General features: G+C 59.7%; 22 protein-coding genes and 1 pseudogene. 13 read left to right on the top strand and 10 right to left on the bottom strand.

What is annotated here, in order from left to right:
• The first annotated feature begins 3 nt into the window (after positions 1-3).
• From AC1RDQ_RS00320 to AC1RDQ_RS00305, 4 genes are read left to right on the top strand one after another with little or no spacing between them, the layout of a single operon-like run.
• The gene (locus tag AC1RDQ_RS00320; RefSeq protein ID WP_492585857.1) at positions 4-981 is read left to right on the top strand and encodes an NAD-dependent epimerase; all 978 of its coding nucleotides are present in this window, start codon (positions 4-6) and stop codon (positions 979-981) included.
• A 48-nt stretch (positions 982-1,029) separates the two neighbouring features.
• Positions 1,030-1,770, top strand: a complete 741-nt coding sequence (locus AC1RDQ_RS00315) for a glycosyltransferase family 2 protein (RefSeq protein ID WP_492585855.1) — start codon at positions 1,030-1,032, stop codon at positions 1,768-1,770.
• Positions 1,767-2,045, top strand: coding sequence for a lipid-A-disaccharide synthase N-terminal domain-containing protein (locus AC1RDQ_RS00310; RefSeq protein WP_102672335.1), 279 nt, complete (start codon positions 1,767-1,769; stop codon positions 2,043-2,045). The genes AC1RDQ_RS00315 and AC1RDQ_RS00310 overlap by 4 nt, the downstream gene beginning before the upstream one ends.
• A gap of 3 nt (positions 2,046-2,048) precedes the next feature.
• Entirely contained in the window at positions 2,049-3,599 is a 1,551-nt protein-coding gene (locus AC1RDQ_RS00305; protein WP_492585853.1) for an ArnT family glycosyltransferase, read from the top strand.
• Positions 3,600-3,724: 125 nt separating this feature from the next.
• Here AC1RDQ_RS00305 and ahr read toward each other — a convergent pair whose 3' ends face one another.
• A complete protein-coding gene (gene ahr / locus AC1RDQ_RS00300) occupies positions 3,725-4,756 on the bottom strand; it encodes an NADPH-dependent aldehyde reductase Ahr (RefSeq protein WP_154861946.1) in 1,032 nt (343 codons plus the stop codon).
• Positions 4,757-4,955: 199 nt separating this feature from the next.
• Here ahr and AC1RDQ_RS00295 point away from each other — a divergent pair, with 199 nt between their 5' ends.
• Together AC1RDQ_RS00295 and AC1RDQ_RS00290 are read left to right on the top strand one after the other, a co-directional pair.
• Positions 4,956-5,156, top strand: coding sequence for a YbdD/YjiX family protein (locus AC1RDQ_RS00295; RefSeq protein WP_090456099.1), 201 nt, complete (start codon positions 4,956-4,958; stop codon positions 5,154-5,156).
• 122 nt (positions 5,157-5,278) lie between these two features.
• A pseudogene (locus AC1RDQ_RS00290) lies at positions 5,279-5,407 on the top strand (AraC family transcriptional regulator); the annotation flags it as partial.
• A 47-nt stretch (positions 5,408-5,454) separates the two neighbouring features.
• On the opposite strand, the gene AC1RDQ_RS00285 reads toward AC1RDQ_RS00290, so the two are convergent.
• From AC1RDQ_RS00285 to AC1RDQ_RS00275, 3 genes are all read right to left on the bottom strand, one after another.
• On the bottom strand, positions 5,455-6,222 hold the full coding sequence (locus AC1RDQ_RS00285) for a metallophosphoesterase (RefSeq protein WP_492585851.1): 768 nt from the start codon (positions 6,220-6,222) through the stop codon (positions 5,455-5,457).
• Positions 6,223-6,421: 199 nt separating this feature from the next.
• Positions 6,422-7,594, bottom strand: a complete 1,173-nt coding sequence (locus AC1RDQ_RS00280) for an acetyltransferase domain-containing protein (protein ID WP_492585849.1) — start codon at positions 7,592-7,594, stop codon at positions 6,422-6,424.
• Positions 7,595-7,926: 332 nt separating this feature from the next.
• Positions 7,927-8,325 carry a hypothetical protein gene (locus AC1RDQ_RS00275; protein WP_218497584.1) on the bottom strand — a complete coding sequence of 133 codons (399 nt, stop codon included), beginning with the start codon at positions 8,323-8,325 and terminating at the stop codon, positions 7,927-7,929.
• Positions 8,326-8,806: 481 nt separating this feature from the next.
• Here AC1RDQ_RS00275 and AC1RDQ_RS00270 point away from each other — a divergent pair, with 481 nt between their 5' ends.
• Positions 8,807-9,709, top strand: a complete 903-nt coding sequence (locus AC1RDQ_RS00270) for a universal stress protein (RefSeq protein WP_090456087.1) — start codon at positions 8,807-8,809, stop codon at positions 9,707-9,709.
• 245 nt (positions 9,710-9,954) lie between these two features.
• On the opposite strand, the gene AC1RDQ_RS00265 is transcribed toward AC1RDQ_RS00270, so the two are convergent.
• The 5 genes from AC1RDQ_RS00265 to AC1RDQ_RS00245 all read right to left on the bottom strand — a co-directional run bounded on the left by AC1RDQ_RS00265 (position 9,955) and on the right by AC1RDQ_RS00245 (position 15,504).
• A complete protein-coding gene (locus AC1RDQ_RS00265) occupies positions 9,955-11,382 on the bottom strand; it encodes a GGDEF domain-containing protein (protein ID WP_492585847.1) in 1,428 nt (475 codons plus the stop codon).
• Positions 11,383-11,406: 24 nt separating this feature from the next.
• A complete protein-coding gene (locus AC1RDQ_RS00260) occupies positions 11,407-12,366 on the bottom strand; it encodes an alpha/beta fold hydrolase (protein WP_492585845.1) in 960 nt (319 codons plus the stop codon).
• 16 nt (positions 12,367-12,382) lie between these two features.
• Complete coding sequence (locus AC1RDQ_RS00255) at positions 12,383-13,795, bottom strand: NAD(P)-binding protein (RefSeq protein ID WP_492585843.1); 1,413 nt, start codon at positions 13,793-13,795, stop codon at positions 12,383-12,385.
• 261 nt (positions 13,796-14,056) lie between these two features.
• Positions 14,057-14,491, bottom strand: coding sequence for a GFA family protein (locus tag AC1RDQ_RS00250; RefSeq protein ID WP_492585841.1), 435 nt, complete (start codon positions 14,489-14,491; stop codon positions 14,057-14,059).
• 71 nt (positions 14,492-14,562) lie between these two features.
• Positions 14,563-15,504, bottom strand: a complete 942-nt coding sequence (locus AC1RDQ_RS00245) for a carbon-nitrogen hydrolase family protein (RefSeq protein ID WP_492585839.1) — start codon at positions 15,502-15,504, stop codon at positions 14,563-14,565.
• A gap of 103 nt (positions 15,505-15,607) precedes the next feature.
• On the opposite strand from AC1RDQ_RS00245, the gene AC1RDQ_RS00240 reads away from it, so the two are divergent.
• From AC1RDQ_RS00240 to AC1RDQ_RS00215, 6 genes are all read left to right on the top strand, one after another.
• Positions 15,608-16,303: a winged helix-turn-helix transcriptional regulator gene (locus tag AC1RDQ_RS00240; RefSeq protein WP_090456076.1), complete on the top strand. Its 696-nt coding sequence runs from the start codon at positions 15,608-15,610 to the stop codon at positions 16,301-16,303.
• 630 nt (positions 16,304-16,933) lie between these two features.
• Complete coding sequence (locus tag AC1RDQ_RS00235; RefSeq protein ID WP_492585837.1) at positions 16,934-18,184, top strand: OprD family outer membrane porin; 1,251 nt, start codon at positions 16,934-16,936, stop codon at positions 18,182-18,184.
• 148 nt (positions 18,185-18,332) lie between these two features.
• Positions 18,333-19,688 carry a spinster family MFS transporter gene (locus AC1RDQ_RS00230; protein WP_492585835.1) on the top strand — a complete coding sequence of 452 codons (1,356 nt, stop codon included), beginning with the start codon at positions 18,333-18,335 and terminating at the stop codon, positions 19,686-19,688.
• 85 nt (positions 19,689-19,773) lie between these two features.
• Positions 19,774-20,748, top strand: coding sequence for a cupin domain-containing protein (locus AC1RDQ_RS00225; RefSeq protein ID WP_492585833.1), 975 nt, complete (start codon positions 19,774-19,776; stop codon positions 20,746-20,748).
• 96 nt (positions 20,749-20,844) lie between these two features.
• Positions 20,845-21,951, top strand: a complete 1,107-nt coding sequence (locus AC1RDQ_RS00220; protein WP_492585831.1) for an NAD/NADP octopine/nopaline dehydrogenase family protein — start codon at positions 20,845-20,847, stop codon at positions 21,949-21,951.
• Positions 21,951-22,949, top strand: a complete 999-nt coding sequence (locus tag AC1RDQ_RS00215) for a 3-hydroxybutyryl-CoA dehydrogenase (RefSeq protein ID WP_492585829.1) — start codon at positions 21,951-21,953, stop codon at positions 22,947-22,949. The genes AC1RDQ_RS00220 and AC1RDQ_RS00215 overlap by 1 nt, the downstream gene beginning before the upstream one ends.
• Positions 22,950-22,999: 50 nt before the next feature.
• On the opposite strand, the gene AC1RDQ_RS00210 is transcribed toward AC1RDQ_RS00215, so the two are convergent.
• Positions 23,000-23,701, bottom strand: coding sequence for an EthD domain-containing protein (locus AC1RDQ_RS00210; protein ID WP_492585827.1), 702 nt, complete (start codon positions 23,699-23,701; stop codon positions 23,000-23,002).
• Between the last annotated feature and the right edge of the window lie 71 nt (positions 23,702-23,772).

Genomic DNA, 23,772 nt, shown 5'->3' with positions numbered 1-23,772 from the left:
CCCATGACCGTCCTGGTCACCGGTGCGGCCGGTTTCATCGGCTTTCATACGGTCCAGCGCCTGTGCCGCGAGGGTCAGGAGGTCGTTGGTATCGATAACCTCAACGACTATTACGACGTGGAACTCAAGCACGCACGTCTCAAGGTGCTGGAGACTCTGCCGGGTTTTCGCTTCCGGAAAATGGACATCGTCGATAAACCTGCCCTGATGAGCCTGTTTCAACAACACGCTTTTACCGAGGTGGTGCACCTGGCGGCCCAGGCCGGGGTGCGCTACTCGCTGGACAACCCGGATGTCTACGGGCAATCGAACCTGGTGGGGTTCCTCAATGTGCTCGAAGCCTGTCGGCACCATCGCCCCGAGCACCTGATCTACGCCTCGAGCAGTTCGGTGTACGGCGCCAACAGCAAGATGCCGTTCAGTGTCGAGGACCCTGTCGATCATCCCGTTTCGCTGTACGCCGCCAGCAAGCGCGCCAATGAACTGCTGGCTGAAAGTTACTGCCATTTGTATGGCCTGAAAGCCTGTGGCCTGCGCTTCTTTACCGTCTACGGCCCGTGGGGTCGCCCGGATATGGCGCTGTTCAAGTTTACCGACGCCATCCTCAAAGGCCTGCCCATCGACATCTACAACCAGGGGCAGATGTACCGCGACTTCACCTTTGTCGACGACATTGTCGAAGGGATCGCCCGACTGCGGCCAAGGCCTCCGGTGCCGGAAGGCTCTGTCGCCGGGGTCAACCGGCTCTTCAACATCGGTCGCGGCATGCCGGTGGCGTTGCTGGATTTTGTCGAGTGCCTGGAATCAGCGTTGGACCTGCAGGCCCGGCGCAACTACTTGCCAATGCAGGCCGGTGACGTGGTCAAGACCTGGGCCGATGTCTCGGCGCTGGCCGATTGGGTGGGCTTCAGCCCGCAGGTGACGCTGGAAACCGGCGTCGGTGAATTCGTGAAGTGGTATCGGCAGTTCTATCAGATTTGAAGCGTTCGCCTCTGATCTCGAACAATCAAAAAAGGCGAGAGAGACCCCATGAGCCAAGACATTTTTGTATCCGTACTGATTCCCGCCAAGAACGAAGCGAACAACCTCAAGCCATTGCTTGAAGAAGTCCGCGTAGCGCTGGCCGATGAGGCTTACGAAATCATCGTGGTCGACGATGGCAGCACCGATTCGACCCTGCAGGAACTGCGGCAGATCCGCCATAACGGCTTGAACACCTTGCGCATCTTGCATCACGAGCGGTCGCTGGGGCAGAGCACCTCGCTGTACCACGCGGCCCGTGAGGCACGCGGGCAGTGGCTGGCGACCCTCGATGGCGACGGCCAGAACGACCCGGCGGACATTCCCGGCATGCTGGCGCTGGTGCGCGGCGAACCGGGCAAGGTCGATGTACAACTGGTGGCCGGACACCGGGTCAATCGCCGTGACACCGCGAGCAAGCGCTACGCCTCGCGGTTCGCCAACAACCTGCGCCGCCGCCTGCTCAGGGACGCCACCCCGGACACCGGTTGTGGCCTGAAGCTGATCGAGCGCGCGGCGTTCTTGCGCCTGCCGTACTTCGACCACATGCATCGCTATATTCCGGCGCTGATCCAGCGTCATAACGGGCGCATGATCGTGCACCCGGTCAACCACCGTCCGCGCACGGCCGGGGTGTCGAAATACGGCAACCTCGACCGCGCGCTGGTCGGCATTCTTGACCTGATCGGCGTCTGGTGGCTGATCAAACGCACACGCCTGAACACCCAGGCCCAGGAGCTCGAAGGATGATTCTGACCCGTGAAACCCTGTGGTTGCTGGTCGGCTTTGCCGGGCAGGCTGCCTTTACCGGGCGGTTTGTTTTGCAGTGGTTGTACAGCGAGTACAAGAAACGCAGCGTGATCCCGACCAACTTCTGGTACCTGAGCATCGTCGGCAGCACCTTGTTGCTCGCCTATGCCATTTACCGCCAGGACCCGGTGTTCATCGTCGGGCAGGCGTTTGGCTCCCTGGTCTATTTTCGCAACCTGCAATTGATTGCCAAAAGCAAAAGCGCAAAGGAATAAGCAATGCGTAGATCGTTGTCGCCCAGGGTCGAGTGCCTGGGTCTGATGCTGCTTGCCCTGTTGCTGATCGGCGCGGGCATGGGGTTGCGTCAGGCTCAGAATGTGGACGAAGAGCGTTTCCTCGGTGTCGCGCTGGAGATGCTGCAGAACGGCTCGTGGTTGATCCCGCACCGGGCCGCCGAGATCTACGGCGACAAGCCGCCGATTTTCATGTGGACGGTGGCGTTCTTCACCTGGCTGACCGGCAAACCCAACATCGCGCTTTATATCCCGGGACTGTTTTCGGCGGTGACGGTCACGGCGATGGTCTATGACCTGGGCCGTCGCCTGTGGACCCAGCGTACCGGGCGCAACGCCGCGCTGTTGTACCTGGCGACCTACCAGACCTACAGCATCCTGCGCACCGGTCAGATCGACAGCTTCTTGATTCTGTTCACCTCCCTGGGCCTGTACGGTCTGGCGCGGCACCTGCTGCTGGGACCTGCGTGGCGCTGGTTCTACGCGGGCTGCGCGGCCATGGGCATTGGCGTGATCACCAAAGGTGTGGGTTTCCTGCCGGCACTGTTGCTGATTCCCTACGCCTATGGGGTGCGCAAAGGCTGGCCCGGTGTGGTGGCGATGCCGGGCGAGGCGCGCAAGTGGTTGCTCGGGTTTGCGCTGATGCTTGGCGCCATCGCGATCTGGCTGTTGCCCCTGGCCTTGTCCATCCTCTTCAATGGCAGCGCGGACGAAGTTGCCTATGCACGGGAGATCCTACTGCGCCAGACCGCGGGCCGCTATGCCGCCGCGTGGCATCACCGCGAACCGTTCTGGTATTTCTTCACCAACGTAATCCCGCAGTATTGGCTACCACTGGTGCTGGTGCTGCCATGGCTGGTGCCGGCCTGGCGCCGTCAGTTGCAAAAACGCGACGGCCGGGTCTTGGTGTTGCTCGGTTGGGTGGTGCTGGTGGTGCTGTTTTTTTGCATCAGCACAGGCAAGCGCAAGTTGTACATCTACCCGGCGCTGCCTGGGCTGGTGCTGGTCGCCGCGCCGTTGATCCCGTGGCTGCTCAGGCGCTGGTTCAAACGGCACCCGCGTATGCGCCGGGTGTTCCCGGCACTGGTGGCGACCTGGTTCGCGTTGTGGTTCGCCCGTGGCTTCATCGAACCGCTCAAGGACGGCACCAACGTCGATCAGGTGCTCATGACCCAGGCGGCGTCCATGACCCGGGGCGCCGATCTGGTGCTGGTCAACTGGGAGGAGGGGCACTGGTTGTTCGCCCGGCAACCGATCGTGCATTTCGGCATGGACAATTCGACCATCGAAAAGTCCGCGCGGTATCTGCGCGAACACCCCAAGGCCTACGCATTGGTACCGGATGACGTACTGAACCAGTGCTTCAAACCCGAAGCGGCCCGTGAATTGGGGGAAAACGCCCGGGCGAACTGGTCGATCGTGGGCGCGGATGCCGACAACGGCAAATGCCTGCCGCAAGAGGCCGGCAAAGCCTATCGGTTCACCTGGAATGACCCGCACATGCCATTGGCGCCTGCGCAGGTAGCCAATCCCTGAGGGGATTTGTAGGAGCCGGCTTGCCGGCGATGGACTCAAATGCGCCGCGTTTATCCAGTTCACACGCGTTATCGTTAACGACCATCGCTGCGATGCGGCGACCCGACAAGCCAGCTCCTACAAGGTCACTGACTGGCGTCCAGCACCACGCGGTAGCGCGCCTTGCCACTGCGCAAGTGATCGATGGCCTCGTTGACGCGGCTCATGGGAAACATCTCGACCTGCGGCACAATCTGGTGGCGTGCGCAGAATTCCAGCATGGTCGCGGTGTTGGCGGGCGAGCCGACCGGTGAGGCGGACATGGTTTTTTGCTGGGGAATCAGCTCGAACACGTGCATCGGTATGGCATCGGGCACGACGCCGACAAAGTGCAGGCGACCCTTGCCGCGCAGGGTGGCGAGCATGGCGCTCCAGTCGAGGTTGGCGTTGGCGGTGACCAGCAGAAAATCCAGGGTGCCGGCAATGGCATTGAGCGCATTGGTATCGGTCGAGGCGACCACCTTGTGTGCGCCCAGGCGCCTGGCTTCGTCCTGCTTGCTAAGCGATGAGGTGAACGCCGTGACTTCGCAGCCCCAGGCGTTGAGAAAACGTAGCGCCAGGTGACCGAGACCGCCAATACCCACCACGCCGACCCGGTCAGTGGGCTTGATGCCGAATTCCAACAGCGGGTTGAACACGGTCGAACCAGCGCAGAACAGCGGCCCGGCCATTGCCGGATCGAGTCCGGCCGGGATCGGCAGGGCCCAGGCCCAGTGCGAACGAATGCGGTCGGCAAAGCCGCCGTTGCTGCCGATGATGGTCGGTTGCACGGTGCGACACAGGTTATGGGAACCTTCGATGCACGAGGTGCAATGCATGCAACTGCCCTTGTACCAACCGATGCCCACCCGTTGCCCCATTTCCAGACCGCGAACCTGGTCGCCCAGCCGCACGATACGGCCGACCACCTCATGGCCGGGGATAAACGGGTAGTGGCTGATACCCCAATCGTTGTCGATCAACGACTGGTCGGAGTGGCAGACGCCGCAATACTCCACGGCGACTTCCACCTCGTCGTTGCCCAACGGACCGGGATCGTAGCTGTAGCGTTCCAGTGGCGCGCCCGCTGCGGTGGCGGCCCAGCCGGTAAAGGTGGTGAGTTCGCTGCTGTCGCTCATGGGATACCTCCAGATCAGTAGTCAGGGGTCTTGACCGCTTTGGTGCCGCGGCGGAGCGAGGAAAGTGTAGCGGGTTGCCGGCGTTCCATCGGGTGCGAGCCTGGATACATGAAAATACAAAGGCGCCCGATGTGGACACAGTGCAGATACATGAACGCGGTTTCATGGGCCAGGTCCCACGCATACAGAGAGATCAGTCATGTTCAGCAAACTGCAGCAGATCGCCAGATTGTTCAGCCAGAGCGCCCGATTGATGGTGGGCGTTCCCGAGTACGACAACTACGTGGCACAAATGGCCCGCAACCGTCCGGGCGAGCCAGTCATGAGCTATGAGATGTTTTTCCGCGAACGCCAGGAAGCGCGTTTTGGCCGGGGCAAATGCAATACGCGGTGTTGTTGAAGGCGTTGGGCGTATGCGCGGTGACTTGCCCGATCACGCCATTCACGCCGGAAAAGATTCCGTTCTGGTAATCGACAGCGACCGCCAGGAAGTGCTGGATGGAAAATTCCGGCAGACCGTAGCTCTGCAGGTGCTGTCGATACTCCTCCAGCGTGGACGTACTCAGGAAGGTGTTCGTCCGGCGCCTTGGCGTGAGTCCCAGAGAATACGCGCAACGTTTCGCGCCAGACGTGGGGGCGGCCCGGCCGTAGGATGTCGAGCTGTTCGATACGCTGGAGCTGTTGATCTGAGGGTCGCCTCAGATCTCCAGATCGATCACGAAGGCATCATCGAAATCAGGATTTTCATTGATGCCATTCTTGGCATAGCCCCGGGGGTTGCAGATCACGCGGGTGTTACCCACTCGATAATCAAAGCTGCCATGGGTATGGCCATGCAGCCACAGTGCCGGCTGCCAGTCCTTGATCCGCGCTTCGAGGTCCGAGACAAAGCTTGAGTTGATCGGCGAACCGGCAAAGGTCGGGCTGATGCTCGATTTTGTTGGGGCGAAATGAGAGACCACCACCGTGGGTGTGCTGCTGTCGCGGGTGAAGCAGTCTTCCAGCCAGGCGACCGTCTGCAGAAACACCAGCTGGGAAATGGCCGGCGTGAACAGGTCAGGGAAATCGGGGGCGATCTTGATGTGGCTGAAGTCACGAATCAGCCGGGTCGCCAGATCGATGCCCAGCGCCCGGTCCTCGGGGCCGTCGAGAAGGCGATAGTCAGACCACAAGGTGCAGCCGAGAAAACGCACGCCGTCGTGGACGTACTCCGAACGTTCCAGAACGTGGATCTGCGTACCTTGCGTCAGGCTGTTCAACTGTTCGTAGGTGGAGACCAGGTCACTGCCATAAAACTCGTGATTGCCTGCCACGTACAGCAGTGGAACCGGGCAGGCTCTGGCCCACTCGATAGCCTTGGCCGGCCGGGCGATGTCCCCGGCGAGCACGACAATATCGGCATCCACGACGGGAAACGGGATCGTATTGACGGACAGGTGCATGTCGGACAGCAAGGCGATGCGCATGGATCAACTCCGGCGTGTCGTTAAGGGCAGGTCATCAACTTACGCGTTGATAACCCGTTGCCACAAGTCTGCCGCCCACAGTTTTGATCTTCAGTGAACGCTAATCCAACGACCGGCCACCATCCCTCTGGAAGGCATTCAAACGCTTACCTGACTGGCATTGCTCTCCAGGGGCTATTTTTGTGAGCAAATGTCCTGATCAGAAGTATTTGAGCCATCCGATATCGCGACGGCGTGCCTTCAATGCCGCGAACCAGCGCACGGGTAAGTACAGGGATAAAGCCAGGAGCACCGCCGTCAGCCACACAGCCCAAATGCTGTCGAAACCGAAAAAATTTCCCTGGTTCAATCCGAACAACGCCACGCTGACCAGATACAGCGCCTTGAGTACGTAAAGGTGGAGCAAGTAGAAGAACATCGGCGCCGCGCCAAAGACTGCCAATGCATTGACCCACTTGCGTTGTTGAGCCTGTTCCAAGGCACGAAGCAGTAACAGGCCCATGCCCGACGTCAGCAAAAGGAACAACAGGGAGGGCGGGTATTTTGTAATGTTGAAGAAGCTCATGAGGGTTTGCGCGATGCCTTCATGGGCGACCCAATGCACCTCGCCATAACCATTGACTGCTCGCAGTGCGACAAACCCGACCAATGTCCCGGCCCCGGCAAGCAGCAGAGTACGTTGACGCTCCGCGGCCAGAACCTGGCCAGCAAACCAAGGGCCGATACTGTATCCAAGGGCGATCACACCGATCCAGGGAAGCACAGGATAAGAGGTGCGCAGACGTAAGCTGTCGCAGACATCGATCCAGCCGCGATCATGCAAAATGGCCCAGGGAATATGCATGGGCGAGCCTGTCGCGAAGTGCACATTATCCAGCAGATTGTGCCCGGCCACGATCACCAGGCCCAGGCAGCACAGCATGGGCCTGGGTAACCAAACCAGTCCGGCCAGGGCAATCATGCAGATGCCAATGGCCCAAATCACTTGCATGTAGATCGCCGTAGGTGGGAGCTGAAATGTCCAGGCGAAATTCACCAGGGTGAACTCCAGCAGTACCAGCAATAGACCGCGCTTGAACAAAAAGGCTGACACATCGCCCTTGCCCTGGTGCTTTTGGCCATACAGGTAAGCGGAAAGTCCAGTGAGCAGTATGAACACCGGCGCACACAAATGAGCAAGTGTGCGGCTGAAAAACAGCGCCGGCTCAGTGGATTCGATGTCCATGGGGTCTGCTACTTGACGGTGCAAAAAGAACGTTTCGCGCACGTGATCCAGCAGCATAAGGAGGATTACCAATCCCCTCAGGGCATCAATGGACAGCAGGCGTTGGTTCAAGCTTGTGATGGGGGGGATGTGAGTAGAAGTTGTCATCGAATGTCGCAAGCAGGGGGTGGACGGCTCTGCCAGTGGCGACTGACAGTTCATGGTTATATAAGATATAACATAACATTTATGCCTGCCGCGTGTGTATTCGCATGGGGTGGCTCGGCGTCATCGGAACTGGAGGAGGGCGGCAGCATAGCCATGATCGTTTGCATATTGCCTTCAACGCCGGCGAGGAGGGCGATAGGGAGTCGCTCGTACCTCGTCGACGTTTCTAGCCAGCTTCTACAACCCGATGAGCGAGTACAGCTGTTTCGGGCCGGTTTCGCAGGTTGGCGGTGCATCGCCGGTGTTGCAGGCGAATTGCCCTTGGCGTCGCACTAGCGACGATAGTAGCGGCGATCGTCCTCATAGCGGTGCCGCATGGCCCGATCATGGTGGCGTTCCCAATAACGTTGGCGTTCTGCTTCGCGGCGGGCCTGCTCTCTGCGCCAGTTATCTCTACGCCAGTCGTCACGGCGCCAATCGTCTCTACGAGAGTGCCAGCGGCCGTCATGCCAGTATCGGTCGTCATGGGCAAGCAACGGCCCTGGTTGCTTGCCGGCCATGCTGGCCAAGGTCGGCCAAGGATTGCCGGCAGTCTGGGCCGGCACCTGAACGACTGCGACTTCAGGTGCGAAAACAGGGGTTGAGGTCTTCATCTGTGTTGCTGATGCCGAGCCCACTGCCGCGAACGCGAACAGGCCGAAGAGCACCATCCGTGGGTCATGGAATTTCATGAGCGAAGACAACCTCTGGTTGATTTGTGGGGGAGCCTGCGGGTTCGCGTTTACCGAACGGATGTGGCTATCCACATAGACCGATAAATAGAGAAAAGTTCTAGGGGCCGCTGCTTAAATAGCTAACGGCGCCAGTGTGCGGCCCCTTTTAGGTTCGCTATCTCGATAACCGTTCCTGGCGGTTTACTGCCTTTAGTGAACGCCAGTAAACGACTGTGGATTCAACTGGTCATGCGTCCAGTAAATCGGGGCGACTCAAATACAACGCGCTGACAGTGGGCTTTCGGTCGAACATCGGCAACGGCGACCGGCAGCAGTCGGTCGATTCTGTTGAAAAAGTTGACTCGGCCAAGTAGGGGATAGATGGCATCCAGGCGTATATTGATAGTTCCAGATAGTTGAGGCGATAGTAAATCGTCGGTGGTGTGACAGGCGACAACGCTGGGGGGGCTAGATATCCCGAAGCATTTGGAGGTGTTACATGAGCCAATATCAACGACTCTTTCTGATAGCCGGTCCAGTCATGCGTCACACCCCGGCGTTGGAGCGAGCTGTCGCCATTGCCGAAGCCACGGGCGCAGCGCTGCATATCACGGTGTTTATCGAAGACTCCAACCTCTTGGGTTTGATGAGCGCCGGTGCGCGTTTTCGTGAGGCCTGTCAGCAAGAAAACGAAAAGTGGCTGAAGGATGAGGCCGGTCTAATCCGCGGACGCGGAGTTGCAGTGAGCACCGAAGTGCTTGTTACGCGCACCGCGCTGCAAGAAATACTTCGACATGTGGCAGAAATGCAACCGGATCTGGTTATCAAGGACGTGCAACACGAGTCAGCGCTCAAACGCGTTTTCATTACGCCTCTGGATTGGCACTTGTTGCGCGAATGTCCGGTGGCTGTGCATCTGGTCAGCGAACTCAGGTGTCCACTTCCACGGGTGGTAGTGGCGGCAGTCGATCCGTCACAACCCGAGACTCAGATCACTGGCATCAACGACCGCATCATCCAGGCGGCGAACGGGTTGTCGATGCAATGCAATGCGGAGTTGCATCTGCTGTATGCCTACGATCTATCGCTGACACATATATCCGACGCAGGCGCTGGTGCAGTGACGATGCCAGGCTTCAGCAGCGATGTACGCAAGTCACTGCAAAAGACATTTATCGCATTGGCCGACCACTATGGCGTACCCACTGAGCGGCAACACTTCGTTGCAGGCCCCCCTGGCAAAGCGCTGGCCGACTTTGCAGCGCATCACCGGGCCGATGTGATCGTCATGGGAAATGCGCATCGCAAGGGACTGGGCAAATGGGTGGGCAGTACGACGGAGCATGTTCTGTATCAAGTGCCCTGCAACATTTTCGCCGTTACGGGTTCTGCGGATCAGTGATCGAGAAGACACCGCAAGGCGTAGGTGACTGGATTATTCCCACTGACGCATGGTTATGACGGAGCTTGGTTGATTGCAGCCAGTGACCATGGGAAAGGCTCGGGCAAAGCGCATGACAATGCCAAATGAGTCGCAAGCCCCGAAGCGAAGTGGGGCTTGCGACTTTTTTTCGAAATCTGTCGTACAGTCCGAAACACTGGCACGGGGTATCGGTGCCGACGCTTTCAGCGACTTCGAGACGATGGTCAAGGCATAGGTTGGAGGCTGGTTTTGAAGGTAGTGACCACACGGTTACGGCCTTCGTGTTTAGCGTGATACAGGCGTTGATCGGCTGTACGCAGAATTGCCTCGATCGTGTCGCCATCGCGACCGGATTGCGATACGCCGATGCTCACTGTGACCACGGTTGACCGCTGCTGGCCATGAAAAGAACTATTTGCAACGGTGCTTCGCAGACGCTCAGCGATTTCGTGCGCGCCTTCAAGTGAAGTCTGAGGTAGCAGTATCATGAATTCCTCCCCGCCCACTCGGGCGACACCGTCATACGGGCGGATCGAATCGAGGCATTTCTCCACGAAACTCTTCAGGATGTCATCGCCAACCTGATGCCCGAAGCGATCGTTGATGGACTTGAAATTATCCAGATCGAGTGCCAACACGGAGAACGGCGCACCGCCGCGTTTGGTCCGGCCAATTTCGACTTCGACCCGCTCCATGAACCGACGACGATTATCAGCGCCTGTCAGTGGATCGGTCGCCGCAAGGTGCCCGAGTTCTTGATTGGTGCGCTGGAGTTCCTGCAGGGCGCTCTCGGCATACGCCATCGCTTCGGCAAGACGCACCATCAATTCCTCTTGGCTGTAAATCTTCGAAAACGACCGCGTGGTGAGGAACGCTTGCACTACCCCATAGCTCAACATGAAGAATCCACCGGCGAAGATCGCGTGAGCGAGCCACCACATATGGTTCCAGGGACGTGCAAGGATGAAGGCAAGAGATGACAGCGCGAACGCGGTGACCGAGATGATAAAAATGGTCATCAGCGGCGAACGGATACGGCGCAGCAGGAGTATTGTCACGGTCAATGTGGAAAGAACGAGGGCACCACCTTCCATCGATAGGCGCACCGCGAGATTGCTGGCGATCGGCGAATTCGCGACGTACGCCACTGCCACGTCGACCAGCAGGAACAGTCCTATCCAGGTCAACCACGGGCGGGCCTTCATTCGTTGGTCCGCGGCAACAGGTGGGCGGTGGTACGACATCAGTCCGACTAACAGCAGAATCGACATGACCAGGCGAGAGGCGGGTCCATAAAGCAGGAAGAGCCAGATATTGTGGTGTGCTTGCCCGGTGAACGCACCATGCAACGCATAGATCAGTACAAAGCCGAGAAAACCAAGCGTCATCCATCGCAGCAGCGGATCTCCCGATGACTGATAGCAGCGCCACGTTACGTACGTAACAAACGAGCCGGCCAGGGTGGCTGTCGTGATCGCAACTATATGGAACAGGTGATTCTCGAATATAAGCGTGGGGTCCTGAAAAAAGTACAAGTACCCAATCAGATAGGCCGGAACAAACGCAAATCCTGCGAGCAGCAAGTAGGCGTAAACCCTGACCATGAGGCGAACGGCTTCAGGTGACTCGTCGGTGGCGATGAGATTGTTCATGGTTCCCTCCCGTTTTAAATCAATTCAGAGTTCTTTCAGGAAGCCCAACAGCAGTTCATTGACCTCTGTCACGCGCTCTTGCTGTATCCAGTGGCCGGCACCTTCGAGGATATGACACCCGCGCAGTCCCGGCAGTGTCTGCGCGAAGGCTTCGATCTGCCGCGGGGAACTCGGAAACTTCAGCACGCCGTCGCGGCTCCCGGCAATGAACATCGACGGCTGCCGGATAATGCAACCGCGCCAAGGTGCCAGAAGTGCCCATGAGCGCGTCATGTTGCGGTACCAGTTCAAGCCGCCGCGAAATCCGCTGCGGGTGAATTCGCGGGTGTAATAGGCAATGTCCTCAAGGCTTAGCCAGACTGGCAGGGTTTCGGGCTCGACCATCGCGCCGAGGAAGCCCTGGCCCGGCTGCAGCCGGCCGAACACCGGCCAATCGGGTCCGTCACCCGAGCCACTGAAGTAGATGCGCCGGATCGACGACTCGACGTCCATTTCCAACTCGGCCTCGGCCACACCCGGCGTCTGGAAATACTGGATGTAGAAGTCGCTGATACCCCGCGAGGCAAGCGCGCTGAGGAGCTCCACGCGCGTCGGTGGCGAGAAGGGAACGCTCATGCCGACCACCGCGCGGAACAGATCGGGTCGCATCAATGCTGCGCCCCAGGCTACCTGCGCGCCCCAGTCATGGCCGACGATCACGGCTTGCTGTTCGCCGAGTGCGTTGACCAACTCGACCATGTCGCCTACCAGGTGGAGCGTGGTGTAGGCGTCGGGTTCGGCCGGCGCATCTGTGCCGCCATAGCCGCGCATGTCGGGCGCTACCGCTCTGTAGCCGGCGGCCGCCAGCGCAGCAAGCTGGTTGCGCCACGAGTACCCCAGCTCCGGGAATCCGTGGCATAGCAAGACCAAGGGACCGGAGCCCTGGATGGCGACCTGCATGCGGATGCCATTGATGTCGAGCAGTTCGAGGTGTGGCTCGTTCATGTGCGCTTCCTGCGATTCAAGCGATGACCTCCAGCAAACGCGGCAGATTCGTCAGAGCCTGTTGCCTGCTGACAGAGAGCCGACGCAGCTGTGCCAGTTTCTCGGTGTCGGTTTCTTGCAAGCCCCTGACCACCGCCGTCATGAAGTACAGACGCGACTGCCTGATCCAGCGGGACAGACCTTCATGTTCTCCCCAGCGTAGCTGGTTACCCAGGTAGACGGCCCAGATTCTGATCCAGTCCGTGGGGACGTGAGGCGGGGGGACCATTGTGCAAAACGCGTTCATTTGCGCTTGATCGTCCAGGTGGCTTTCCACATAAGCGATCAAGGCCGCGCTGAACAAGGGTTGGCAGCTGCTTACCATCACCAGGTTGATCTTGCCGCCGTCGAACACCTGCATTTCAGGGAGTGTCGGGATGGCACTGGCGCTGCAATCAATGTGCAGAGCATTTGGGCTCGTGGCGATGCTGCCCTGCTCGAGCACGATGCGCGTTGGCTCGATAACGCTCACTCTCCCCAGGCGCACAATGTTGTCGATGCGTCGAAGCTCGCGTAATTCCGCTTGAGTGACGGTGGCGCAGCGGTAAGCAGTGGGTTCGACGGACGTATCCAGGCGCAAGAGCTGGCCCGCCGCCTCAAGCCTGGAGAACAGGTCCGGTATCGAGTCCGCGGCTGCGATAGCCTCGAGCTGTGCTGTGAGGCCGCCGATTGTTCGTTCGAAGCTGTCGAGGCCGGGTTGCAAGTTGGCCCGGTCGATCAACCACGGATCGTTTGGCATGATCCAGCAGATTTTTTCGGGCGCAACACCGTTTTGCAGGCACCACAGGCAGGCGTCGATCCCGGTCTTGCCCGATCCCACCACTACGTAGCCAGTGTGTGGGTGCTGGATCTTCGGCAGGTCGTTCAGTGGCACGCATTGCACGCCGGGTTCCACCTTGTATCTGGGCGGGTGGGTCGAGGGCACCGCTGTCTGGGCATGGGTGGCGTCCACCACCTTTTTGTGCACCCGCACCTGATGGCTTACGCCGCTGATCAGCGAGGTAAACCGGTGGTCGTCAATGCGGTCGCCGGTGTAGTCGCACATGGGGAAGTACCGGACCTGACCTGACGGCAGAAACTGCTGATTCATCACCTGGTCGAAGTAGCTCATCACCTCGGCGCCGGAGGCTAGCTCGTACAAGCCCTCGTTCAGTGCCGTCGTGTCTTTCGTTGCGCTGCCCAGTTCCCGTGAGTTGACGCCATAGAAGGCCGAGGGCTGGTGCAATCGGACAAAGGGGTAGGCATCATTCCAGTGCCCGCCAGGTCGACCGTGCCGATCCACCATCACGATACGTGCATTCGTTTCCTTGAGTAGCGTATCGACGAAGGCCATGGCCGTCGCGCCAGCCCCGATGATCAGATAGTCGGTTTCGATCGGATTTGCGTCCATATGGTTGCACCTTCCTGACGGTTGCCCCCCTCAACCTCCCTAGATTAGCCACCCATGCCGCGCGCAATAGAACGAATGCTCCTCACCCACATAACCAATGGAATTAATGGCTGCAGCCTGAATGTCCATACTCAAGCCGGCATGCGCGAAGAAAAACTACGCGGCCTGGATTTCAGTTAACCGGTGGTCATGACATTGCCGAACAGATGGCAACTGGCGTAATCAGGCAAGGTCGGATCGCCGCACGCTACCGTGCTGGCGCTATTCGTCCATGCTGACGCCCGATCCCCCTGATTCGCTGGGGACATCCTTCAGCTTGGGCAACCCGTCTTTGATGCGCAGCCTGGCCTCCTGATAGTGCACGTGAACCCCTGGCGAATACGCGAGATCCGGGATGACAGCGGCATACACGTCGATGAGCCCCATCCCTGGGTGTTCGGTGAAGAGGTGTCCGCCGCAACTCTTGCACCATTTGCGATAACTCTGCGGTGTCTTGTTGTAGGTGCCAATGTTGTCAGCCCCCCGAGTTACTTGCACCGCCTCGGGTTTCCACAGCGTGAAGGCATTGACCGGCGCTGCTGACCAATGTCGACACGACTCGCAATGGCAATAGCCCATTGCGGCCGGCTCACCGCTGACGGTGAACTCGACCGCGCCGCAAAAACAACTGCCTTTGTAAGACCTTTGAATGCTCATGGAATGACTCCTTCATCAGTTATTAAACATACCGTCGAAGTTGGGATGGATCGCCTTAGCGTTGGTTAGCTTCACTCGTCGATAAAGTGCACCGCTGTCGCCGGCGTGCGTCGCACCTGCAGTTCGAAAATGTCAGGGCGCGCATAGTGCCCGGTGACGTCGAGCGTCCGTCGCGCTGGCGCCACGAGTGAGGTGTCGATGTCCGCATACAGAATGCCTGCCTCACGGTGTAATGGACCGGCTGTGATCCGGCCTTGAGGGTTGACCACCACCGAGTCGCCATCGTTGATCCACTCTAGCGGATCGGGAAACAGTTGCATGCGAGCCGGGAAATCATCGGGAATGTCGCTGCCACGCAACGAGGTGCCACTGCCGATCACCCAGCATCGACCTTCCAGTGCAATGTGACGCATCGTGCTGATCCAGCCATCGCCGGTGTCGTACGTGGGGGCGACATAGATTTCCACTCCCTGGGCATACAATGAATAGCGCGCCAGGGGCATGTAGTTTTCCCAGCAGATGAGCGCACCAATGCGGCCGACGGGTGTATCGACCGTACGCAACCCTGACGCATCACCGAAACCATGGACCATGCGCTCGGGGTTCGTTGGCATCAGCTTGCGATGCCGGTTGAGCACTTCACCGTTCGAACCGATAACGACTACGCTGTTGTAGAGCGTGCCGCCTCCATTGCGCCGCTCGCATTCATTGATGCCGCACACGATTGTCACGGCATGAGTGCTGGCGGCCTCGCACAATTCGTTCAGGTCACCGTTCGCGATATCAACGGCGTTGGCCAGCAGACGCGTGTGTAACTGGCCCATTAAAGCCCCGTCTTTTCCCGCCGCCAGCCGCCAGATCCACGACGGGTAACCTGGAATGAACGATTCGGGTAAAACAACCAACGAGGCTCCAGCCGCCGCAGCCTCAGCGACCGATTGCACGGCTCGGGCGATCGTCGCGCTGCGATCGAGCAGCACTGGCGGCCGCTGAATGATGGCTATCTTGGTCATGGCGTTCTCCTGATACGGTGGCTTTGGCAGGTTTCAGCGTGCGCGTGGCGATACCGCGAGGCTAGTTCAGAATCTGAAGCGTTGTATTTGCGGAGTACGGGCGATGGATGAAAGCTACGGTCAGTTCTGTACGGTCGCGCGCGGTGCTGAAGCACTGTGCGAGCGCTGGACGCCTTTGGTCGTGCGCGAGCTGCTGTGCGGCAGTAAACGCTTCAATGAACTGCACCGCGGCGTACCACGTATGTCCACCAGCTTGCTGGCACAGCGGCTGCGCCACCTGGAAGATATCGGTGTCGTACATCGCACGGCCACGGGCAAAGTCTGGGAGTACAGCCTGACCGAGGCAGGCGAGGAACTGCGCCCCATCATCATGGCGCTAGGGCATTGGGGCGCGCGTTGGATAGGTAGTCGCCTTCGCGATAACGAACTCGACGCGGGCCTGCTCATGTGGGACGTGCGCCGGTTCGCGCGCATCGAGATGTTCCCGTCCCGGGCGGTGGTCATTCACTTCAGGTTCCGCGACGCGCGGTCCGGCGAGCAAGAGTGGTGGCTCGTAGTCGAACATGGTGTGGCAGATCTATGCCGCGACGACCCCGGACGCGAACTCACACTCGTCGTGGACTCCAGCGTGCGTGCGTTGACCGAGGTGTGGACTGGCGACCGCACACCAAGGGAGGTTCTTCAGTCGCGAGAGCTGCGTGTGGACGGCGCTGTGCAGGATGCGGAAAACCTGTGGCGCTGGCTTGGCACGAGTGCATTCGCCGGTACCCGGAGCGCTGCAATCCAGCCTTTGCAATAGTCATCTCGAGATTGCGATAGAGCATCAGCAGCTTGTCCGCCTCCGGATGGCTCGGCGACAGGGGATGGGCTTCCAGTTCGCCGAATGGCGCTGCGAAGTGCTGTTGCTGCAGAGGGGCTTGCAGGCTGCAGTGCTCAGGCAGTCTGCATCAGGCTGCGCAATTGGAGAATCGCCTGCGCAATCGGGGAGGTTGGCAGGCAGGGCAATCGCTAGCTTAGGGCCCATCCAACAACAAGACCTCGCTTAAGGAAGGCTTATGCAATTCAGGCTTGCCATCTCCCACCGTGTGCCCTGCGCTTTTGAGTCGACTAAGGGAAACCTTTAGCCGGGTTGAAGTTTTCCCCCCAACGGATGCTGTTCATCTCGATATCGGCGCGGCGCCTACTCACTTACCTTGGGTAGACAAGAGGCGTGTCGTCTTGGCGGGCTGTTCCACTGAGCCCGCCTGGCGCTTTACCCCATAACAACAATAGGTCTGACAATGCTCGAACCCATCGTTCTTTATATCCCTGATGCAATCCGCCTTGCTGCTCAAGAGGGCTCGGTGTTCGGCTGCCGGCATTTTTAGTTTTAGTTCGAATCTGCTCCTATAAATACAGTGCCCAGCACATACAGATGTGGAGAAGTTAGATGTATCAGGTAAAGCAATGTTGCCGTGGGCTCGGTATTGCCGGCGTGTTGGGAATTATCTGTTCGCCATTGACAGCCTATGCCGATGTTGTTGATGACAGTCACTTGAAAGTGGATGCGCGAAACTTCTACTTGCACCGTAACTACACCAATACCAATGCGCCGGTTTCTGAAGTGCATAGTTGGTCCCAGGGTTTCGATGCGCAGTTTACCTCCGGTTACACCGACACGGCCCTGGCAATCGGCCTTGATGTGGATGCGCAGTACGCCGTTCGCCTGGATTCGTCGGGCAATGACGGTTCGCTGCCGTACAGCGTCCGTGACCAGCAGACGGCCGATGACTACAGTCGCGCCGGTGCAACTTTCAAGATGCGCTACAGCAAGACCGAGTTGAAGGTCGGTGACCTTCGTCCACAACTGCCGGTGGCGTCCGATGACCCCAGTCGGCAACTGGATACGATCTATCAAGGCGCCGTGGTCGAGTCCAGGGAAGTCGATGGGTTGACGATGACCGGTGGCCGCTTCTGGTCTGCCGTGACACGGGAATCTTCCAACCACGAGAAGCTGTACAAGTTTGGTTCCACCGATAATCTCGACAGTGACGGCCTGGACTTCGGCGGCGCAACTTACGACATTGCCAAGAACTTGCAAGCCAGTTATTTCTACGGCGTGTTGCACGATATTTATCAGCAACACTATTTCGGCCTGATGCATATGGCTGACCTGGGCAGTGGCTACAAACTTAAAACCGACTTGCGCTACTTCAATAACAATGAAGATGGCAATGCCTTGAACGGTGAGATCGACAACCGTTCCTACGGTGCCTTGTTCACCTTGCTCAAAGGCGCCCACATGTTTGGCCTCAGTTACCAGCGCATGCTCGGTGACAGCGTGTTCCCGACGATGAACGGTTTTATCCCGCAACCTTACCTGGTGCACTGGTCGTCCCTGGGGTTTGTCCGCCCGGATGAAAAGTCCTGGGGGGCGCGCTACAGCTATGACTTTGCCGGAATGGGCGTGCCGGGGCTGAAGCTCTACACCCGCTATATCAAGGGTACCAACTGGGACCGTGGCAACAACCTGAGCGACAACCAGGAAAGCGAACGCTTTCTGGGGCTCAGCTACGTGGTCCAGAGCGGGGCGCTGCAAGGCCTGGGGCTGGACCTGCGCAACATCGACGTGAAACAGAAATACGGCTACGACTACAACGAATTCCGTGTCGCCACGACCTACACCTGGAAGTTCTGGTAAGCCCGGTCCACCCGGGATTTGCCCCCATAACAATAAGAGGCCTGACCATGTTCGAACCCTTTGTCCTTTGCATCTGCCCCGCAACTTTCCAGTCGTTGTTCTGCGCATCGCTGCGCGCATGAGCGGATTCCAAGAGGAGCAAACACTAGTGAATATCCAGGTCGATAACGCGGTCCTGCAGAAGAAGAAAACCTACATTTACGAGTGGTATGTGGTCGGCCTGTGCATGATCGCCTACATCTTTTCATTTGTGGATCGACAGATCCTGGCGCTGATGATCGAGCCGATCAAAGCCGACCTGCAGATCAGCGACACCCAGTTCAGCTTGCTGCACGGGCTGGCCTTTTCGTTGTTCTACGCGTTCATGGGCATGCCCATCGCCTATCTGGCCGACCGTTTCTCGCGACCGAAGATCATCGCCGTCGGCGTGGTGTTCTGGAGCCTGGCGACTGCAGCCTGCGGCTTGAGCAAGAACTTCCTGCACATGTTCCTCGCCCGCATTGGTGTCGGTGTCGGCGAGGCAGCCCTGTCGCCCTCGGCCTACTCGATGTTCAGCGACATGTTCCCCAAGGAGAAACTCGGCCGCGCGGTGGGTATCTACTCGATCGGCTCGTTCGTCGGTGGTGGCCTGGCCTTCCTGGTGGGCGGCTATGTGATCGCGATGCTCAAGGACATGAACACCATCGAGGTCGCCTTTCTCGGCGCGATGAAGGCCTGGCAGTTGGCGTTCTTCATTGTCGGTCTGCCCGGCATCGTGGTCGGCCTGTTGATCTGGCTCACCGTGCGCGATCCGGCGCGCAAAGGCCTGCAGGTGGATGCGCAGGGTCGGGTCAGGAAGGTCGGGATGGGTGATGGCTTGCGCTTCCTCGGCCGCCACCGCGCCACCTTCACCTGTCATTACCTGGGCTTTTCATTTTACGCCATGGCCCTGTTCTGCTTGATGAGCTGGAGCCCGGCGCTGTACATCCGCAAGTTCGGCCTGTCGCCGATGGAGGCGGGCTACATGCTCGGCACCGTGCTGTTGGTGGCCAACACCGGCGGGGTGCTGTTCGGTGGATGGCTCACCGATTATCTGGCCAAGAAAGGTCATCAGGACGCTGCCATGCGCACCGGTGTCATCGGTGCCCTCGGCATGGCGGTGCCGGCCGTGCTGTTCTCTCAAGTCGATCAACTGTGGTTGTCGGTGACCCTGTTGGTGCCAGCGATGTTCTTCGCCTCGTTCCCGATGCCGGCGTCCACGGCGGCGATGCAGATCCTCGCACCGAACCAGGTGCGCGCACAGGTCTCGGCCGTGTTCCTGCTGATCAGCAATCTGCTGGGGTTGGGCCTGGGCACTACGCTGGTGGCGCTGTTGACCGACCGCTACTTCGGGTCGCCCGCGGCGGTAGGGTCGTCGATGTCGCTGGTGATCGCCGGTGCATCGGCGTTGACCGTGCTGCTGCTCTGGCGTGGTTGCGGTCGTTTTCGCGAAAGTTATGCCCGGGAGTATCCGACCCGGGCTTGATTGGTCATAGTCCACGATCGGCGCCTCGGCCTCGCTCCTGTCAAAGGGAGCGGGGCCGAGACGCTCCACGTCAGGAGAACCCTTGATGTTGAATGACGTACACCTGCTGGAACGGCACAGCCTGCTCAGTTCGGCCGATTACCGCGAGATCAAGGACAAGGTCAGCCAATACCTGTGCCCCCACAGTTTCAATGTGCTGCGTGACGAGCCGATCTACACCCGGCTCAACGGCGTATTCTTCGGCGATTCGGCGCTGCTCGACCTGCGTTATGGCGCGCCGGTGGAGATCACCATCGGCGACATTGCCGATCAGTACCTGTTTCGCATCACCTTGCAGGGGCATTGCGAAGTGGCCCACGGGCGGCGCAGCGCGGCGATGCAGTCGGGCTACCTGAGCGTTTCCTCGCCGTTCGCGCAAAGCCGCATCGTCACCGATGGCGAGTGCCGCAACCTGATCCTGCGTGTCGACCGTGATGCCCTGGAGACGCAGCTGCAACGCCTGCTCGGCCGCAGCCTGCGCCAGTCGGTGATCTTTGATGTCAGCGTCGACCACCTGGGCGCCGGCGTCGTCAGCCTCTATCACACCCTGGACTACATCTGCCGGCTCTACGGCAGCGGCGTTGACGGTTCGCGCCTCGCCAGCGGCCTGTCCGAATACCTGATGCAGTTGCTGCTCACACAGCTGCCGCATAACTACTCCGCGGATCTGTTGATCGATTCGCGCGCGCCGCTGCCGCACCATGTGAAAAAGGCCCGTGACTACATCGAGGAACACCTCGACGAACCGATCAGCCTGACGACCCTGAGCGAACTGTGTGGTGTTTCGGTGCGCACCTTGCAGAACGGCTTCAACCAGTTCCTCCGGCAGGCGCCGGTCGAGTACATCCGCGACCGTCGCCTGGCGGTCATCCACGAGTCGCTCAAGCAGGGCAGGGCCGGCGAAACCGTCACCGATATCCTGTTGCGTCATGGCATCAACAGCTTCGGGCATTTCTCCAGCGCTTATCGGCAACGCTATGGTTGCCTGCCGTCGGACACCCTGCGGCGGCGGAAGCATTGAGACACCTGCGCAATCGGTCATTCGGCTGCGCAATCGGAGGAGTCTGTGGCGGTGCGGCTCGATAGGATCGAGTCTCTGACAAAAAGGAGTATCTGCATGAATATTACCGTGCTGGGTGGTGGTCACGGCTGTTACGCCGCTGCTGTCGAAATGGCTGAAAAGGGGCACCAGACCCGCCTGTGGCGTCGAGATTCCACAGCGCTCAAAGAGCTGCTGGCCATCGGCAGGCTGACCATCAAGGACTACCGGGGCACTCGCCAGTTGTCAGTCGGCCAGAAGGGCGACAAGTTGTCGTTCACCGACGACCTGGCCGAAGCCCTGGGCGACGCGCAACTGGTGATCATCCCGCTGCCGTCGACCTCCCATGAAGACCTGGCCAAACATGTTGCGCCGCACCTGCACGACGGTCAGGTGGTGTTCCTGCCGCCGGGCACCTTTGGCAGTTTCGTGTTTGCCAAGGCCATGGCCGATGCGGGCAACCGGAGCAAGGTCGCCTTCGCTGAAACCGGTACGCTGCCGTACCTGGTACGCAAGCATGGCGCCAGCGACCTGGTGATCAGCGGCTACGCCACCCGCCTGCCGACCGGTGTATTCCCCAGCAACCTGTCCGAGCATGCTTTTGCGGTGCTGCGTGAAGCCTACCCGAGCGTCGAACCGATTGAAGACGCCCTGAGCGGTGCGTTGATGAACGCAGGCCCCATCATCCATCCGCCGCTGATCATGATGAACGCGGGGCCGCTGGAGCATTTCGAGGCCTGGGACATTCACAACGAAGGCACCCAACCGTCGATTCGTCGCGTGACCAACCAGCTTGATGCCGAACGCATGGCCGTGCGTGAAGCGCTGACCTACGGCGCGCCGCACTTTCCTCTCGCCGACCACTACAACACCACCGAAGGTGATGAGTGGATGTACGGTCGCGGTGCCCATGGCAAGTTGACCGACAGCGGTGACTGGCGCGAGGACATCGACCTGCAGAAGCATCGCTACATGCTCGAAGACACCCGCCTGGGCCTGTCCTTCCTGGTGTCCGTCGGCCGCTGGGCCGGTGTGCCGACGCCGGTCGCGCAGGGCCTGCTGAGCATTGCCTCGGTCGTCGCGGCACGGGATCTCTACGCCGAAGGCCGCACCCTGGAAAACCTCGGTCTGGCCACGCTGAGTCGGGCGCAGATGACCGAACTGCTGACCAGGGGCTACAACTGATGAACGCCGCGCTACCCCAAGTCAGCGTGGTCGGCGCCGGCCGGATGGGTGAGGGCATTGCCCTGGCGTTCATCCATGCGGGCCTGCCGGTCACCCTCATCGATATCAAGGATCGCGCCGAGGATGAGCGGCACGGCTACTTCGAACGTGTGCGCAACAACATCCGCAGCGAATTGCAGATGCTGGTACGCCTCGGCATGCTCCGGCTGGAACAGGCCGACATCGCGATAGCCCGGTTGAGACTGCAAACCAGATCCCAGGCCGTAGAGGCATTGCGCAGGTGCGACCTGGTATTCGAAGCGGTGCCGGAAGTCATCGCGGTCAAGCAGGAGACCTTCGCCTGGGTCAGCGAGCATGTGCCGGCGTCGACCATCATCGCGTCGACCACCTCGACCTTCCTGGTCACCGAACTGAGCGAAATGGTCAGTACGCCTGCGCGCTTCGTGAACGCGCACTGGCTCAATCCCGCGTACCTGATGCCGCTGGTGGAAGTCAGCCGCAGCGAAGCGACCTGCCCGCAGGTGGTCGAACGGCTGCTGCAACTGCTCAAGCGCATCGGCAAGGTGCCCGTGGTGTGCAACCCGGTGGCTGGCTACATCGTGCCGCGCATTCAGGCATTGGCGATGAACGAAGCGGCACGGATGGTGGAAGAGGGCGTGGCCAGCGCAGAAGATATCGACACGGCGGTACGCGTCGGCTTTGGTTTGCGCTTCTCGGTGCTGGGCCTGCTTGAGTTCATCGACTGGGGCGGCGGCGACATTTTGTACTACGCCTCGCGTTACCTGAGTGGAGCGCTATCACCGCGTTTCGAGTCACCACAAGTGATCGCCGACAACATGCAAAACGGCCGCAATGGCTTGCGCGATGGCCAGGGTTTCTACGACTACCGTGACATGGACGTGGACGCCTACAAGCAGCAGCGTCTGGGCGACTTTGTCCGCAAGCTGGAGTTGTCGGGGCTGACGCCTGCGTTCGATGGCGCTTTGAAGCAGGCCTGAGCATCAGGGCCCGGTTGCCGGGCCCTGACACGCTTGACGATTTTCCGGTCCTACAGGCAGTACTGGCTGGTGGGCAGCACGTCGATCTTGTCGAAATCGATGAAGCGGCTGCAACTGTCCATCATCGCCGCCAGGTTGCGCTGGAATTTCCCTTCGTCGCCCGCCGCATCGAAAAAGGCCATGGGATCGGTCATGGCCGCTGGCGGGAAACATTCTTCGACGATGGCATCGATCCGTGGAGCGCCGTGGGTCAGTGCCGAGACCACCAGGTTTTGCACGTACTGGAAGTTGGCTTGGGTGTCCACGGCCACCGCCGTGTGATGGTTGCGCCAGATGTCCAGCCAGGCCTCGGGAGTCAGGCGTGGAGGGCGGGTCAGCAGGGCCAGTTGGGCAAACCCGTGGGTACGCTCATCGGGTGTTGCAGGGAAGCGGGTATTGGCGATGGCGACCGACTCGCAGACCAGGTAGGCGGCCAGGCGCGCCGTTGCCGCGCTGATCAGGTTATCGAAAGGGCGGCGAGCCGGCCCGTTGGCACTGTCCAGCCACAGCGACAGGCTGCCATCGGGCAATGGTCGGTTGTTTTCCTGGCGCAGGCCGGCGGCTGGTTGCACATCGGCATCGGCCAGGTTCAATTGCACACCACGGGCGCCGAGTGCCTGCAATTGCCCGGCGACCTCACTGCGCAGGCGATGGGCGAAGGTTTCAGGACTGTCTTGGGTATCACGCCACAGCAGATAGATGACTTTTTCCATAGCTATCAAGCTCCTCGTTGCGGTTGATGGATGGAGCGGCGGTCGTGCTGCCTGGTCCATCCGGATGACCG

It is taken from the genome of Pseudomonas sp. GW823-FHT02E01, assembly GCF_058797535.1.
This window is presented reverse-complemented; position numbering and strand designations above follow the sequence as displayed.